This window comes from Pseudomonas sp. 22072 (genome assembly GCF_052046095.1).
GTDB lineage: Bacteria > Pseudomonadota > Gammaproteobacteria > Pseudomonadales > Pseudomonadaceae > Aquipseudomonas > Aquipseudomonas paracarnis.
In genome coordinates this window covers 62030-77622 of the sequence record NZ_JBQEQE010000019.1, presented here as the reverse complement: position 1 = coordinate 77622, position 15593 = coordinate 62030, and the positions used below count along the sequence as shown (strand labels likewise).

Below are 15593 nucleotides of genomic sequence, written 5' to 3'. Positions count from 1 at the left end.
CTTAGGCAAGCCAGCTCCCACATTGGATCTCATTCGGTCTGCAGAGTCGGGGTTATAGCCCCAGCTCTGACAGGCCTGGATGGTCATCCGGGCGCCGCCCCAGCGGCCAATGGAACTTGCGTTCGCTCTCTTTGATCGGCATATCGTTGATGCAGGCAAAGCGGTTGGCCATCAAGCCGTTCTCGTCGAACTCCCAGTTCTCATTGCCGTACGAGCGAAACCAGTTACCCGAATCATCGTGCCATTCATAGGCATAGCGCACGGCGATGCGGTTATCGGTGAAGGCCCACAATTCCTTGATCAGTCGATAATCCAGCTCCTTGGCCCATTTGCGGCTCAGGAACTGCTTGGCTTCTTCGCGGTTATGGGCAAATTCGGCGCGGTTGCGCCAGTTCGTATCCAGGGTGTAGGCCAGAGACACGCGTTGTGGGTCGCGGGAGTTCCAGCCGTCTTCCGCCAGGCGGACTTTTTCGATGGCCGAATCGCGGGTAAACGGCGGCAGGGGTGGACGGACGTCTTCTTGGGCTGACATGGGCGGCTCCTCAAAGTAATTAAGGTTGGGTCGAAAGTTGCCTGGGCTGTGAGTTCAAAGTTGCAGTAAGGTCCGCGCCATGCATTGCGCATTATCGGCAGCTGTTGAATCACCCATGACCAGGGCGACGGTGATGGCACCATCGATCAGGATCAGCAGTTGCGCGGCCTGCTGCTCCGGATCGGGAGTGCCATGTGCTTGGCACAGTTCGAGTGCGTACTCGAACAGTTTGCGTTTATGGGCCTTGGCCAACAGGCGCACCGGGTCCTGGGCGTCGCCGGTTTCACCGCTGGTGTTGATAAAGGCGCAGCCGCGAAAGTCCGCCGAGCCGAACCAGCGCTTGAGCGCGCTGAACAGCTCCAGCAGGCGCTGGCCGCTGTCGTCGCTGTGTTCCACTTCGCTGCGCAGCCACTGCATCCAGCGCTCGTCGCGGCGTTGAAGGGCAGCAATCACCAACTCATCCTTGTTGGCGAAGTAGCGGTAGATACTCTTTCTCGACACTCCGGCGGTTTTCACCAGTAAGTCCATGCCGGTGGCAGCAATGCCGTGGCGATAGATCAATTTTTCGGTGACGTCGAGGATGATGTCGCGGGTTTCATTCTGAGTAATATCGTTCATGTTTCGCACAGTAGAACGATCGTTCTTCATGGTCAACCGGTTTTTTGAATTGCCCACTGCGAGACCTGAGCAGCCTCATGGTGTAAGCTTTGGGCCTCTTCGGATTCGACCCATTGCGAGCCCTATGCCGTCGTTCTTCAAACGCTCCCTGTTGCCCAAGCTGCGCGGTTTCCCGTTGTCCAACGAGGCCATTGAAGTGCTGCCCAGCGCCGACGCCTACCGTCGCTGCTTGTTGGAGAAAATCGCCCAGGCCACGCGGCGTATCTACATCGTTGCCTTGTACTTGCAGCAGGATGAGGCGGGGCAGGAAATCTACGACGCGCTGCATGCCGCCAAGGCCGCACGGCCCGAACTGGACATCGTGGTGATGGTTGATTGGCTGCGCGCCCAGCGCGGGTTGATCGGCGCGGGCAAGCAACCGGGCAACAGCGCCTGGTACCAGGCGATGACTCAGCGCCACGCCACCGAAGTACCGGTGTACGGCGTGCCGGTGCAAACCCGCGAGCTGTTCGGCGTGTTGCACCTCAAGGGTTTCGTGATCGATGACAGCGTGCTGTACAGCGGCGCCAGCCTGAACAATGTGTACCTGCACAAGTTCGATAAATACCGCTTCGACCGTTACCATCTGATCCATAGCCAACCCCTGGCCGATTCGATGCAGCACCTGGTGGAACACGGCCTGGTGGCGTCCAAGGCCGTGCATCGCCTGGACCTGCCGAACCCGCCCACCACTCGCAGCCTGCGCAACGATATCGGCGACCTGCGCAGCCGTCTCAAGCATGCGGCCTACGACACTACGGCCGGGCAGTTGCCCAACGGCCATCTGTCGCTCAGCCCATTGCTGGGCGTCGGCAAGAACAACCCGTTGAGCCGGGTGATCCTCGAATTGATCGCCAGCGCCCAGCAGCAGCTGACTATTTGCACGCCGTATTTCAACCTCCCATTGCCGGTGACCCGTGAGATCAACCGCGCTCTGGCACGCGGTGTGAAGATCGACATCGTGGTGGGCGACAAGACCGCCAACGATTTCTACATTCCGCCCACCGAACCTTTCAAGGTGATTGCGGCGTTGCCGTACCTGTACGAGATCAGCCTGCGACGCTTTGCCAAGCGGCATCAGCCGATGATCAACAGCGGCCAGTTGAACCTGCACTTATGGCGCGACGGCGATAACACCTACCATCTAAAGGGCATGTGGGTGGATGAGCGCTACACCTTGCTCACCGGCAACAACCTCAACCCTCGGGCGTTTCGCCTCGATTTGGAAAACGGCTTGCTGATCGATGATCCACAAGGGCAGTGGCTAGCGCCGCGGCGTACCGAGTTGGCCCAGATCTTCCAGCACGTAACCCGTATCGAGGGCTACCAACAGTTGCAAACGCTGGTGGATTATCCACCCGCGGTGGGCAAGTTCCTGCGCCGGGTCAGTCGAGTGCGCATCGAGCGGTTGCTGTACCGTATTCTGTAGGACTGTTTTCACCGCCTTAGGAGTTTACCTACTCGCATAGCTTGTGTTGGTTGCTACGTTGTTTCTCGACGGTTCTTAGGGACGAGAACTCTGCCCTTGATTGGTTCAGAGGAAACAGACATGTCGAGTATCAGCCCTAGTCGCGACACCCTTGCGTTTACGCCGCCGCTACATTCTGTGAGCCCTGCGGCAAACGCCTTCCCCGATCCCGTTGTTCGCAGCAAGCGCGAAGCAGCCTCAAATCCTGCTGTAGATAGTCCCCGACGATGGACGCTGCAACCTGTGCCCTTGGCGTCGAGCGAGGGTGATCACCGCCTGCGTAACGAGCTGGCGACATCAGCCACGCGCCACGCGTGGGATTCCCTCGTCCAGATCCCCACCGACAGCACTTTCTACGCAGGCTTTGCCGCTTTGCGCAGTGCGTTCAATACTGATGAAGTCAAGGCGTGGATTATGAGCAAAGGCATGGCCCTGGATACCGTGGTGGTAAAACCGGATTCGATCACAGGGCTGGTCCTAAGCGGTCGCGTGGGAACGCGAAAGACGTTCACTCTGAACGACGATTCTGGCTGGTGGCAGGTCGGGGCCCGATTGCGCGCCGCTGCCACGGCGCTGGATAGGGCGGGTAATGGGGTGGCTTATGTGCCGGAACAGTCCGACCGGTTTTCTCGCAATGCTGTCTTGCAGTGGCATGACATCACCCCGCCAACGAATGCCGATGAGTTGGCGTTGGTGCGTGGACAACTGTTGGCGGAGGAATGGTCCGGTTGGTCAACCGAGACAAAAGGCCGGCTGCAGGGCAGCAGCCTTGCGGCAAGAAAAACCATCGACCGGCTGGACGAGCGTCAATACCTGGCAGGTTGCCTGGCTGATCTGGTTCGCAATCGACCCGACGACGAAGAGGTGTCGCTGGCCGATGCGCAGACGCCGATCGGCGCCACGTCGGTGCTTGCCAGAGACGGTGCCGACAAGGCCGCCGTGCGTGATGTACTGATTTCTCACGGCTTCCTCGTACCCAAGACCGCGAAGGAAGTGCGCAATGTCATTCGCTGGTTGCAAGCTGCGGTGGCGCCTGCCCCTGCGCTGGGTAATTACGCGCAATTGCTTGCACGACCATGGGCACCGGGCATGTTGTCTGAAAATGACAAACGTTTGATAGCTCAGTTCATGCGCGACGATGCCATCAGCCGCAGCGAACCGAGTCTATTGCGCGCCTTGGATTTTCGCGGCGTACTCGATGAGCACACACCGCAGGAGGTGCGTGCCAACGCCGACAAGATACTGGAGCGGATCCTTGACCAACCGTTAGCTCTGGACTGGGGCAAGGCCGCTGCTCGCAGTCTGTATTTTCAGGGCACGTCCGGTACTTATGACTTATCGACCCTCGAAGCCAAGCAGTGGGAACTCACGGCGGCTCTGCTGCAGATCGACCCCGAGATGCCTCGGCGCCCTGGGAACGTTGCCGGTTATGACATCTATCAGCCCGCCAACAGTGGACGGACGATGGCGTCGGTACGCGCTGAAATCGAGACCCAACTGGCTCAGAACACCTTGCTCGATCCAAAGACGGTACCGCTGGCCGCGCATCTGTTGTTGGCCAGTAGCGCGCCCGAGTTTCTGGTCCGGGATATCCCTTCCACGATGCGGATAGGCTCGGTGGAATGGGCCGACTTTCGCCTGGGGGTCACGTTTGCCGAGCGTCAAGGTGGGCCTGGTTGCTCGCGGCGCATGAGCTACACCGAAATTATGGGGCTCAGCCGGCTGAGCACCAGTACGCCGGGCGAAGCGGCGGTATTGGATAATTATGGGATCGACGTGTTACTCGATTGGGGCTTGATGCGCGGGCTTTATGAAAAGCCAGTGGATGGCCGCTACACACAGCAGCACCATCTGCAGGCCATCACGGCTTTCAATGAGGAGTGCGAGCAACTCGTTTATGCGTTGGAGCAGTTCAACCTGCCGCTGCCTATACGAGAAGACTCGGCGATCAGGAACTTGCAGACAGTATTTCCAGGCCTGAGCGCGGAACAGTTGAAAGCCATGTGGGTATACATCGCAGACCCGGATGAACGCCGCAACATGAAGCTGTCCGAGCCGAGAACGCGTACGCTGATCGAGACGTACATGACCGGCGACCTTACAAGGGACCGGTGGATGCTGCTGGCGCCCGGGGAGCAGCCGCCACAACCAGCCCGGCGCACCTCTCCATTTGTCATACCGCGGCTGAGCGCATCCGACCAGGCAGCCGTTGATGCCAACGTGCAAGCGTTGAACGCCAGGATCGCCCATTTACCGGATGTGCAGGCCCAGTTGCCCGGTGAAGTCGATGCCTACCTGGACAAACTCAAGCAGGGTTTGAGCATCGCCACAAGACGCATGATCGCCCAACTGCCGTTGGCTGATCGCCAAGCCTTGGAGTGGGGGGAGGTGGACCTGTTTGCCTTGCGCGAGGCAACCGATAGCGTGCCTGAGATAGATGTAACACCGGAGCAGGTGGAGGAGCGCAGAGGGCGAAAGGGCACGCTGATACGCTGTAATTACAACGGGGTAATCAGCTACTTCGAGGTGTTCCCGGACAAGCTGTTGATCGTCAAGCGCGAAGACCTGCCGCGTGATTTGGCCCTCGGAGGGACCTTTCAAACGGTGCCGAAGACATATGGGCCTTGGGCGGTGTCAGAGCTCCCCGTGCGGCTGGGCGCGGTGGAACCATTTGATTTTGCCGCTTACAGCTCCAATGCCTTGCCCAGGCCCGGTGTGACCTCGCCAGGTGTCATTATTGATAAGCTGGGCGAGACCCTGCACGCTACGCCGGTCTCTGTACAGGGCGAGGCATCCAACCAGGTGCCTAACAGTTTTTCGTCGCCCCGCACCCGGTCAATTGTCGATCGGATCATGCAGGGCAATTTTATCCATCATCGTGCCAGCGTGCTGAAGGTCGCGCACGGCATGTTGCCGCTGGAACAAAAGCGCGAAATGTTGCGCCGCAACGACAGTATTTTGTTGAGCATGATCCCGTTTGTCGGGGCCGTCATTGACCTGACCAAAGGCAACATCGTTGAAGGGATGCGCGGGCTGATCATCGACACCGCCGGGGCATTCGCAGGTGGGGCATTTGGAACCTTGAAACCGCTCGTCAAGTCCACAAAAGCTGTGGCTCCCTTCGGCGTCAAGGCGTTTCGCGTACTGGAAAAGGGGGTTGAGGTGGTCAGTGGCTTCTTGAACCCACTGGATGGCGCGGCAGATTTGATGGCCGCTGGAGGGAAAGGGCTCGTCGCGCTGCCTAAAGCGTTAGGCAGGGCATCGAACCCCTCAGTGCTTTTAAAGCTTGGCGTGGTGGAAGAAAAACTGCGCACTTGCCTGGGTGTATCAAACCAGTTGCAGGCGCCGCACAATGTCCAGGAGCAGGCGGTTCAGCCTGGTGCTCATAACGGACACAATCATTCGATACCGGTGTACGCGGTACAGACCGATGGACGTTGGTACGCGACCCATCCAAAGACCGGGTTGCCGACCGGCACGCCGCTGGATGGGTTTGAAGCACTGCCAGCATGACGACCTGAAACACTTCAGGCAGCGCCCTCGCCGTGACGTACGGGGGGCGCTTTCGATCAGTTGAGTCCCAACTTCCCACGCAAAGTGGACAAATCTTCCGCCAGTGTATTGACCGGGCCCACTAAAGCCTTACGGTCGTTTTCCTTGACTTTGTCGTAGGTCTCGAAGCCGCCATCCGAGGTCTTGTATTTGGCCAGGATCTTGTCCACGGCGGCGAAGTTTTTATCGACCTTGGCCAAAAATGCCTTGTCTTGGTGGTCGATCTGGCCACGGAACAGGTCGACGATTTTCTTTGCACCGTCGATGTTGCCTTGGAAGTCGTACAGGTCGGTATGGCTGTAACGGTCTTCCTCACCGGAAATCTTGGTGGCGGCGACTTCCTCAAGCAGCGCTGCGGCGCCGCCGACGACTTTTTCAGGCGGGAAGGTCAGGCCGTCAACCCGGATTTTCAGGTCCAGCACGTCCTTGTTGAGTTTATCGGCCAGGGCGGCGAGACCCTGGGTGGTGTTCTCGGAGAACAGGCTGTACTCGATGCGGTGGAAACCGGTGAAGTCTTCGGCCTTGACGCCTTTCTCGTGATCGTCGACGCGTGAGTCGATGGACGCGTCGAGGTCGCTGAACAGCTCGGCGATCGGCTCGATGGACTCATAGTGCACGCGAGTCGGCGCGTAGAGCTTCTTGGCGGTGGCCAGGTCGCCTTTATTGATGGCGTCAGTAAACGCCTGGGTCTGGGTGACCAGCTCAGCGATTTCTTCGGTGACGTAGATTTTGTAATCCGACACCGGGCCCACCAGGTCCAACGGCGCAGTAGCGGCGAAGCTTGCCAGTGGCGAAAGGCTGAGTAACAACAACGCGATAGACGACTTCTTCATGGGATGCATTCCGCTGTGGGGTGTTTTAGGTCTTGGCAGGGGAGTGAGGGTGCGTTGCGGCGAGCAGCGTGCGTCCGATGAAATCCTTGGGCCCGGTGACACCCGGCAAGGTAAAGAAATACCCGCCACCCACTGGCTTGAGGTACTCCTCCAGCGGTTCGCCGTTGAGCCGGGTTTGCACGCTGATAAAGCCTTTCTCCAGGTCAGCCTGGTAGCAGATGAACAACAAGCCCATGTCCAGTTGACCGTTTTTGTTGACGCCGTTGGAGTAGTTGAACGGCCGCCGCAGGATCAGGTTGGCCTGGGTCTGCGGGGTGCGCGGGTTGGCCAGGCGGATGTGAGCATCAAGCTTGGTCAACTTGCCTTGCGGGTCCTTGCGGTAGTCCGGGACCTGGGTTTCGTGCTGGCCGTCCATGGGCGCGCCCGTGGGTTTGATACGGCCGATGATGCTTTCCTGTTCTTGCAGCGGGGTGCGATCCCAGCGCTCGACAAAGTTACGGATGATGCGCACGGCCTGGTAACTGCCATGGGCGGCCCAGGCCGGCTCGTCGCTGGTGGGCTGTACCCAGACGATCTGGTCCATGGCCTTGTCATCGTTGGAGTTGGGGTTGGCCGAGCCATCGCGAAAGCCCAGGAAGTTGCGCGCACTCTGTGCCGGTTCGCCGGGCTTGGCCGGTGCCTGGGGCGGCACGCTGCCTTCTTGCTTCCAGCGCACCAGCAGCAGGTCGGGCAGGTTTTTGACGATGTCGCGCAGCGCGTGGATATTGGTGTCGGGCGTGTTGGAGCTGAACTGCAGGCTCAGGTCGCCGTGACACTGCGCCGGTTCCAGTGCATCGTTGGGAAAGCCGACCATGCGACTCAGGCGCTTGGGCTTGGCGGCGGCAAGGCCGAAGCGTTCGTCGAACAACGACTCACCGACCGATACTGTAATGGTCAGGTTATCCGGTGTGACCACAGGGCCAAGGATGCCGGAATCGGTGGGCGGCAATTTCGGGTCGACCTGGGGCACGGTGCCGCCGGTCATCAGGAATGCGATGCGCTCGTTGAGGGTGCGGAACAGACGTTCCAGGTCTTGGCGGTCGCTGGCCAGTACATCGAACGCCACGACCATGCCGCAGGCCGGGCGCGGGGTGACGATGCCGCTTTGGTGCTTGCCGAAAAACGCCTGGTGGTCCTGTGTCTTGTCACTGCGCGGTGCGGTGGTGACTTGCTCAGCCGCTGCCGCCATCGCCGGGCAGGTCAGGCTGCTGCCGGCAATCGCAGCGCCGGTGGCCGCCATGCCCAACAGGACGCGGCGACGTTGGAGGTCAAACTGTTCTGTATCACTCATGTATGCGGTCGTCTTCACTGCAGGCCGGAAAGGCCAAGGGCGGGGTCGATTCCATCGAGTGCAACGGCCAGTGCCTTGGCCTTGTCGCCGATCTGCTTGCGCTGATCGGCTGTAACCTTGTCGTAGCTGGGGTAGCGGTCATTCACCTTGAGCCCGTCGAGTTCGCTGTCGAAGGCGTTGAGCGCGCTGTCGATAGCGGGCAACAGGTCGGCGGCGGACTTGACCAGCAACGGGCGCATCAGGTCGACCACCTTGTGCGCGACCTGCTGATTGGCGGCAAAGCCGTTCAAGTCGATGTGGCTGTAGCGTTCCTCTTCACCGCTCGCCGCCCGCACGTCCGCCAGGCTGTTGAGGTTGCGGACCACGATGCTCACCAGTTGCTCCGGGGGCAGGGACTGGGCCAGTAATTGCTGCTTGAGCGTGGTGACGTCGGTAACCAGGCGTTGGGCGACCGGCGCGAGGCCATCAAGGCTGTGTTGCTGGAACAGGCTGTATTCGAGGCGGTGGAAGCCGCTGAAGGCGGGGTCCTGCTCGCGCTGTTCAAAATAATCGGCGCGGGCATTGATCGCGTTATCCAATTCGGCCAGACGCTGAGACGCCGGCGCCAGGCGCTGATACGCCTCGCGCGCCGGTACATACAGCGCCTGGGCCTGGGCCAGGTCGCCGGCGGCGATGGCCTGTTGCAGGACCGTTACGGCCTTGACCAGCGCACCGCCTTGGCTGCTCAGGTACACGCGAAACTCCGACAACGGGCCGATAAAGGCCACCATCGACGGCTTGGCCTTGGCCTGGGCGTCAGACTCTGCCGTGGGCGTGACATGCAAGGTGCCGCGAGGGTTGCTCAGCAGGCCACAGGTAATGGCGTAGTCGCCGGGCAGCAGGTTGGCGTTGATCACTTGGCTCAGGCCTGGGGCGATGTTTTCCCGCTCTTCGACCACCAGCACGCCGTCGAGGATTTCCCACTCCACCGCGCGGTCGGAGCGGTTGATGATGCGAAAGCTGGCATGTCCTGCTGGTACCGTCAGGGCGTTGGGTTCGCAGGCGTGGCCGTGGATGGTCACCGCGATTTCATTGTGGTTGGTCTGGCGCTTGCCGGCGGCCAATTGCGAGGCGTAGTAGAACAGGCCTCCGGCGGCGATCATCACCACCACCGAGCCGGCCACGCCCCAGCGCAGGGCGCGGGACGGCGGGGCCGATTGAGGGGTTGGGTTGGACAAGAGACGGTCCTTACTGGCTGGAAACGGAAGAGGTATTGGCAACGGGCTGGGTAGGGGCCGCGGGCAGGAAGAACATCACCAGGGCCACCACCAGGTAAATCAGATAGGCGCCCAGGGTGCTCACGGTCGGCACCTCCTGGTAACCGAACATACCGGCCAGTACCGAACCGAGCGGGCTGTCCATGGGCAACGCAGCGCTGAAGTCGAATAGCACGGTCTGCCAGTGATTCCACACGCCGGCTTCATGCAGGGCTTGCACCGAATTGGCGAGAATGCCGGCCGCGACCACCAGGATGAACAGGCCGGTCCAGCGGAAAAACGCACTGAGGTTCAGGCGCATGCTGCCGGAATAAATCAGCAAACCCACAACAATGGCCAGCGCCAGGCCAAGCAGGGCGCCCACCGGAGCGCCCGGACCTTCGCTTTGCTGGAACACGGCCAACAGGAAGAACACCGTCTCCAGCCCTTCGCGGGCCACGGCGAAGAACACCATGGCGATCAAGGCGAACACCTGATGCCTGGAGCCGGCCAGCGCATGATCAAGGGATTCATGCAGCGAGTGTTTAATCGAGCGCGCCACTTTGCGCATCCAGAACACCATGGAACTGAGGATGCCCACGGCCACCAGACCGACGACACCTTCAAACAATTCCTGCTGCTTTTGCGGGAATTCCGCACTGACCAACTCCAGGCCGCCGCCCACCAGCAGCGCCAGCGCTGCCGCCAGGAACACGCCGATCCACACTGCAGGCATCCACTGGCCACGCCCGGTCTGTTGCAGGTAACTGGCGATAATGCCAACGATTAATGCCGCTTCAATGCCTTCGCGCAGCATGATTAAAAAAGGAACGAGCATCGGGCACCCGGGCACAACTAGTTAGGGAGCTAAGTTGTAACATAATGATACTCATTGCTAAACAAGAAATATTGACCTTTGCTGAACGTGGGCTGAACGGTGGTGGCGAAGCGCAACCGCCTTTATGATGCAGACCACCCAGACTGCAGCCGGACAGTTCAACGCCCCATGTCGGAAAAAGACACTATCTCCATCCACCTTGTGCGCGAAGCGCTGTTGCACAGTTGCGCGCCGGGAGCGGCCACCGTTGAGGCATTGAGCAAAGTCGGGATTGACCCGGCGTTGCTTGAGCAGCCCGACGCTCGCGTGGCGGCCACGGCCTATGCGCGTCTGTGGCGCTTGCTGGCGCGGCGCAGGGACGATGAGTTTTTTGGCATGGACCCACGCACACTCAAGTCCGGTAGCCTGGCGTTCCTGTGTCGCGCCTCCATGGCGCAACCCAGCCTGGCGGCCGGCCTGGAAACCGGCTTGGGGTTTCTCTCGTTGATGCTTGAGCATCTTCCGGCCCAACTGGTTCGCCAGCAGAGTCTGGCGGAGATTGTCCTGCTCGAACCTGATGAGCCAAAACGCGCTTTTACCTATTTCACCTATTGGATGATCGTCCACGGCGTCGCCTGCTGGCTGGCGGGGCGGCGCATCCCGATCCTCGCCATTGAACTGCGTTGCGCGCAGCCGGACTTCTGTGACGATTACCGGGTGATGTTTTCTGACAACCTGCGCTTTGACCGACCACGCACACGCATGATTTTTTCAGCCGATTGTCTCGACCTGCCGATCAAGCGCAGTCCGGAAGAACTCAAGCGCTTCCTTGCCCGTGCGCCGGCCAACATCCTGGTCAAATACCGCGATCCCGAAAGTCTCGCCACCCGCATCAAGCACGACCTGCGCCAGATGCCGCCCCATACCTGGCCTGAAACCGAGGGCCTTGCGGCCAGCTTGTGCATTTCCGCTTCCACACTGCGCCGCCGCCTGGCAGAGGAGGGGCAGACTTATCAGGGCCTCAAAGACGGTGTACGCAAGGAGCTGGCGATTGTGTGGCTGGCTGAACCGCAGATCAGTTTTGCCGAGATTGCGTCGCGGTTGGGGTTTGCCGATACCAGTTCGTTCTACAAGGCGTTCCGCAAGTGGTCCGGGTCCAATCCGGGGCACTTGCGCAGCCTGATTCTGCGCGACGCGAGTTGAATCGGCGGCAATTAGCGTAGCGAAAGGTCTGGCTTGCGCCTCGTCTTTTTCCTATGGAGCCAGCGCAGACCTTCTCTCAGTCTGGAAACCCTTATTGAACGCTGGGTCATGGACGTGTTATCAAAAGTTCCTGCAGCAATACCTCTTCTCTCTTCAGCGCGTTTCGGTCCCCCACCTTTTGTTACCCCCCCTGAGGTCTCGTCATCGTGGGTTGCCGGGTCGGATCCCGCGCAACACAGATTCACTCAAGGCGAGGCGGACGCGATTGACCGGCAAGCCTGGTTGACCGTGTTGGAGCGCAGTGTGCTCGATAAGGCTGACTATGCCTTCGTCGACCTGGCGAACCTGCGGTTTAACCTGGCACCCCGTCCTGGCGCCGTCGACAAAGACACCACCGCGCTGGCGTTTCTGCAACAATGTTTTCCAGGGCTGAGTGGTGAAAACCTGCCGCGAACGGCCGCGCAGGTGCGTAACCTGATCAATTGGCAGCGTCTTGGGCTACCATCGAGCCCTGCCTTGGGCAACTACACCTGGGCATCTGCGCAGGCACCCGAGCCAGGCCACCCAAGCCTGAGCCTTGACGAACGCCAACGCTTGGTCGAGGCGTTAAGAACCTATGTCGGCGACGGCATCCTCACCAGCATGAACGTGACCACGCAAAACATGGATGATCAGATCACTCGGCATCTGAGTAGCCATGCACCGCTCAATCGCTATCGGCAGAACACATTGCTGGCTGCGATTGGGCGTGATCCTGCCGGGTTTTCAAACGACCAGCGCAACCAATTGCTGCTGACTGCCCTGATGTTGAGCATTGACCCCGAGCTGGGGCAGCGTAGAAACCATATCGCAGGTTATGACCTGTACTCACCGGCTAACGCCGGGCGTACCCTGGCAGAAGTCAAGGGCGACTTGAAGGCGCATCTGGTGCGCAATGGGCGCGTGCGGCCCGAGGCGGTGGATGCCACTGTGCATATCATGCTGGCCAGTGTCGCTCCAGAGTTTGTGCTGCCAGACACGCCGGATACGTTGCGCATCGGCTCTCCTGCCTGGGTGGTACTCAGGAAAACTGTCGCGTTGCTGGAGGAGTCAGCAGAGGGCTCCAGCCGCACCCTCACCTATGACCAGGTGCTGGAGCGCGCCATCCTCCAGGCCCAGACGCCGGAGCAAGTGGTGTTGTTTCATGCCATCGAAACAGAACCGCTGCTTGATTGGGCAACCATGCACGGGGTCATCGCTCGGCGAGCGGACGATCAGTACACCACCCAAGACCTGCAAGTCGCGGCGACAAAATACAACGACTATATCGAGAGCTCTCATCAGGCCCTTGTAACACTGAGCACCCCGATAAAAGACCGGCGAGCGCGAGCGCAGGCTGACCTCGAACGCGTGCTTCCCGGGCACGATCTGAACGAACCGATGCATACCGTGGCGTACCGGTTTCCCCAGTTGCTGTCTAATATGGTGCCCGGGTTACCCTGGTTGCAGCGCAGTCTCGGCTTTAAGGAAAGCCTGGTTGACCTGCACATGAGCGGCAATCTCAAGTACGGTGAATTTGCCTCGACCAGGCTTGTGGATATGACTGGCGCCACGTTGTTCAAAGATGAATATGACCCCAGGCTGGCTTCCCTGCGGGTGCACTTCACGAGGTTGAAACATTCCGGGCAGTCCCTTGCCGAGGCTGTCAAGGGTGATACCGAGCGTTTTCAAAAGGCCGTCTCCACGGGCCTGAAAGACATTCTCAGCAAAATGCCCTACGCGGACCGGCAGGCACTGGCCACTCAGGAACTGACCTTCTATCGAGTCGAGGCCGAGTCCATTAATGGCGCAGGTACTTCCATAACAGATGCCGATGAGCAACTCCAGGCGGTGAGGGGGCGCTATGGCTTCCTGATCGGCGTCGGGCAGGGCAAAGATGCCAAGTGTTATGAGTTTTTTCCCATGAGCGGGACCTATGTCGAACGGCACGACTTCAAGGCGATGCTGGACAAAGGCGAGGCAATCGTCCCGCGGTTGTGGGTGACCCGTATGAAGTCCCACGTGGACGGTCCACGGGCGGGGGCATCCGAGGTGCAGATCAGGGCATTGCGCGAAACACTGCCGGCGGCGACATCTTCACAAACGCTGGCACCGCTTGGTTTTTTTTCGGAGCGGGCCAATGCGATTGCTGACTACGTAGCCCAACGCAATCTGGTGCTGGATCCCGAACAACTCCTCACTACCGCAATGGGGCAAACGGCCTCGGAGCGTTTCCAGGATCGGGTCAAACGGGTCAGTAAAACACTTGTAAATACATTGATTCCCTTCAAGGCTTGCTACGACGACATTGTCTCCGGGCACGTCAAAAAAGATCTGAGAGCGTTGACAGGGTGCGCCACCGACGTTGCGGTAGCCATTACTGTCGTCGCAGGAGGTGCAGCGGAGGGGGCTGCAGCGTTCGATAAGGCGCAAACCGGCTTTTCCAGGCTGGCGGCGGCTACCCGGGCGGTGGGGACAGTCACCAACGGTTTGCTCAATCCATTCGCCGGCCTCTCTGAACCTCTGCTCAAAGCCGCCAAGTGGGTAGGAAGCCGCCTGTATCGGCTTGGAGAGAAGTCCCAGAGCGTGGTGCGCGCCGCTTGGAAAGCGCAACTCGAAGAACAACGGGTCGGGCGCGTTCGGCAAATGCGCCGCGACTCGCTAAAAAGCACAGAAAAGCCGCAGGAAGAGCGCCCGGTGGAGACGCAACCGAACGAAGGCAAGGTCAAGCCAGGGCCGAGAGCCACACGCGCGGAGGTCAAGGAACTCATCGAGCGTTCGCAGCCGCTGATGGTGTCCAAGGTGGACGATGCACTTAAAGCGCTAGCAGACCCTGCGCTGACTGAAGACGTGGACTTTGTGCTCAAGAGCTTCCAGGGCATTAGACCTGATCACGCACGAAAACTGATGACCTCTCGCCTTACACGGCTCAAGACCAACGCTCAAGCGCTGACCACCAGAAACATAAAGTTCATGCGCTCCCGGGACCAACGATGGGTGGCGCAGGTCATCCCGGAAGATTTCAAGGTCGATAAGACGGGGAAATTCATGGAGGTCAACATCGATGGTGCCAAGCGCTATTACCAGCATTTCGGCTCCCACGAAGGCGCTATGAGCAACGCGTTGATTCATGAATTGGACCACCTGCCAGGCCCTGTGAGCCGAGGTACGCTTGATCTCGCCTACCTCACGCGGTTGAGAACAGATGAAGAAAATGCGGCAGGTTTGCTCAACCTGGCCAACGGGCATACCGACCCTGCAGTGTTGGTCCTGCCAGGTGAAGATGCACCAGTCCTTGTGGGCAAGACGGGCGTCAACATGTATGGCTCCCGCGCCGGCAATCTCAACGCGGAGTCCACGATGACCAGTGTTGCCCTGCTGTCTCAGCTCAAGACAGACCCCAACTTGTTCAAGCAGAACCGCGCGATAATTGAAGCCGCGCAGGCGGCTTTTGGGGAATTACCGATCACCGATCAGGTACCCATAAGAATCGTCAGCAAACGCTCTGCGCGCGCCCCCGCGCCAGGGTTGATCTACGCGATGGACCAGGGCTCCAGGAAGCTGATCGGAGTTTACCGATTAATGCAGCAGCCTCCCGGTACAGTGCTTCCCGAGCGCCCGCTCACGCATCAGCCGGCACGTGACCAGGCGTTCAAGGCCTATGTGCAAGAGCACTTGGTATTTTAAAAAAGGTTCTTTTTAGAATGGGCCGCCAGGACGGCACCTGACTTGCTTGAAAGTGGCGTTACAGGCGGGATCAGGAAATAACTGACAGCGCCCTTCGCTTGAGTATGACAGACCCTGCCTTATTGTTTTTAGGAAGTGGCTGGCATATCCGAAGCAAAAAATCGTGCACAGTTTTAATGGTGATCCTACGCGGCCGCTACAGAGGCTTTTGGGTAGAGGGGTCACAGTACTTAACTGTGAGGGCGTTGCTATAGCTGAATG

10 protein-coding genes are annotated in these 15593 nt (G+C 59.6%); 4 read left to right on the top strand and 6 right to left on the bottom strand.

The annotated features are described in order from the left end of the window. Positions 1 to 52: 52 nt before the first annotated feature. Positions 53 to 532: a nuclear transport factor 2 family protein gene (locus ACTJLA_RS19355; protein ID WP_034127356.1), complete on the bottom strand. Its 480-nt coding sequence runs from the start codon at positions 530 to 532 to the stop codon at positions 53 to 55. A 54-nt stretch (positions 533 to 586) separates the two neighbouring features. Continuing rightward, positions 587 to 1150, bottom strand: coding sequence for a TetR/AcrR family transcriptional regulator (locus ACTJLA_RS19350; RefSeq protein WP_054921956.1), 564 nt, complete (start codon positions 1148 to 1150; stop codon positions 587 to 589). A gap of 124 nt (positions 1151 to 1274) precedes the next feature. Between ACTJLA_RS19350 and pssA the strand changes: the two genes are divergently transcribed. Beyond that, positions 1275 to 2618 carry a CDP-diacylglycerol--serine O-phosphatidyltransferase gene (gene pssA / locus ACTJLA_RS19345; protein ID WP_057977292.1) on the top strand — a complete coding sequence of 448 codons (1344 nt, stop codon included), beginning with the start codon at positions 1275 to 1277 and terminating at the stop codon, positions 2616 to 2618. A 120-nt stretch (positions 2619 to 2738) separates the two neighbouring features. Further along, positions 2739 to 6170, top strand: coding sequence for a hypothetical protein (locus tag ACTJLA_RS19340; protein ID WP_440841911.1), 3432 nt, complete (start codon positions 2739 to 2741; stop codon positions 6168 to 6170). Between the two features lie 56 nt (positions 6171 to 6226). Here ACTJLA_RS19340 and efeO (ACTJLA_RS19335) read toward each other — a convergent pair whose 3' ends face one another. The 4 genes from efeO (ACTJLA_RS19335) to efeU are packed head-to-tail and all read right to left on the bottom strand — an operon-like array spanning position 6227 to position 10445. After that, positions 6227 to 7042: an iron uptake system protein EfeO gene (efeO, locus tag ACTJLA_RS19335; protein ID WP_259284208.1), complete on the bottom strand. Its 816-nt coding sequence runs from the start codon at positions 7040 to 7042 to the stop codon at positions 6227 to 6229. A gap of 25 nt (positions 7043 to 7067) precedes the next feature. Next, positions 7068 to 8372 carry an iron uptake transporter deferrochelatase/peroxidase subunit gene (efeB, locus tag ACTJLA_RS19330; protein WP_440841908.1) on the bottom strand — a complete coding sequence of 435 codons (1305 nt, stop codon included), beginning with the start codon at positions 8370 to 8372 and terminating at the stop codon, positions 7068 to 7070. A 14-nt stretch (positions 8373 to 8386) separates the two neighbouring features. Continuing rightward, complete coding sequence (gene efeO, locus ACTJLA_RS19325; protein ID WP_236452713.1) at positions 8387 to 9589, bottom strand: iron uptake system protein EfeO; 1203 nt, start codon at positions 9587 to 9589, stop codon at positions 8387 to 8389. Between the two features lie 10 nt (positions 9590 to 9599). Then, positions 9600 to 10445, bottom strand: a complete 846-nt coding sequence (gene efeU / locus ACTJLA_RS19320) for an iron uptake transporter permease EfeU (RefSeq protein ID WP_236281528.1) — start codon at positions 10443 to 10445, stop codon at positions 9600 to 9602. Positions 10446 to 10613: 168 nt separating this feature from the next. On the opposite strand from efeU, the gene ACTJLA_RS19315 reads away from it, so the two are divergent. Both ACTJLA_RS19315 and ACTJLA_RS19310 read left to right on the top strand, forming a co-directional pair. Next, positions 10614 to 11627: an AraC family transcriptional regulator gene (locus ACTJLA_RS19315; RefSeq protein WP_054895923.1), complete on the top strand. Its 1014-nt coding sequence runs from the start codon at positions 10614 to 10616 to the stop codon at positions 11625 to 11627. Positions 11628 to 11930: 303 nt separating this feature from the next. Beyond that, positions 11931 to 15332: a hypothetical protein gene (locus tag ACTJLA_RS19310; protein ID WP_440841905.1), complete on the top strand. Its 3402-nt coding sequence runs from the start codon at positions 11931 to 11933 to the stop codon at positions 15330 to 15332. Positions 15333 to 15593: the final 261 nt, after the last annotated feature.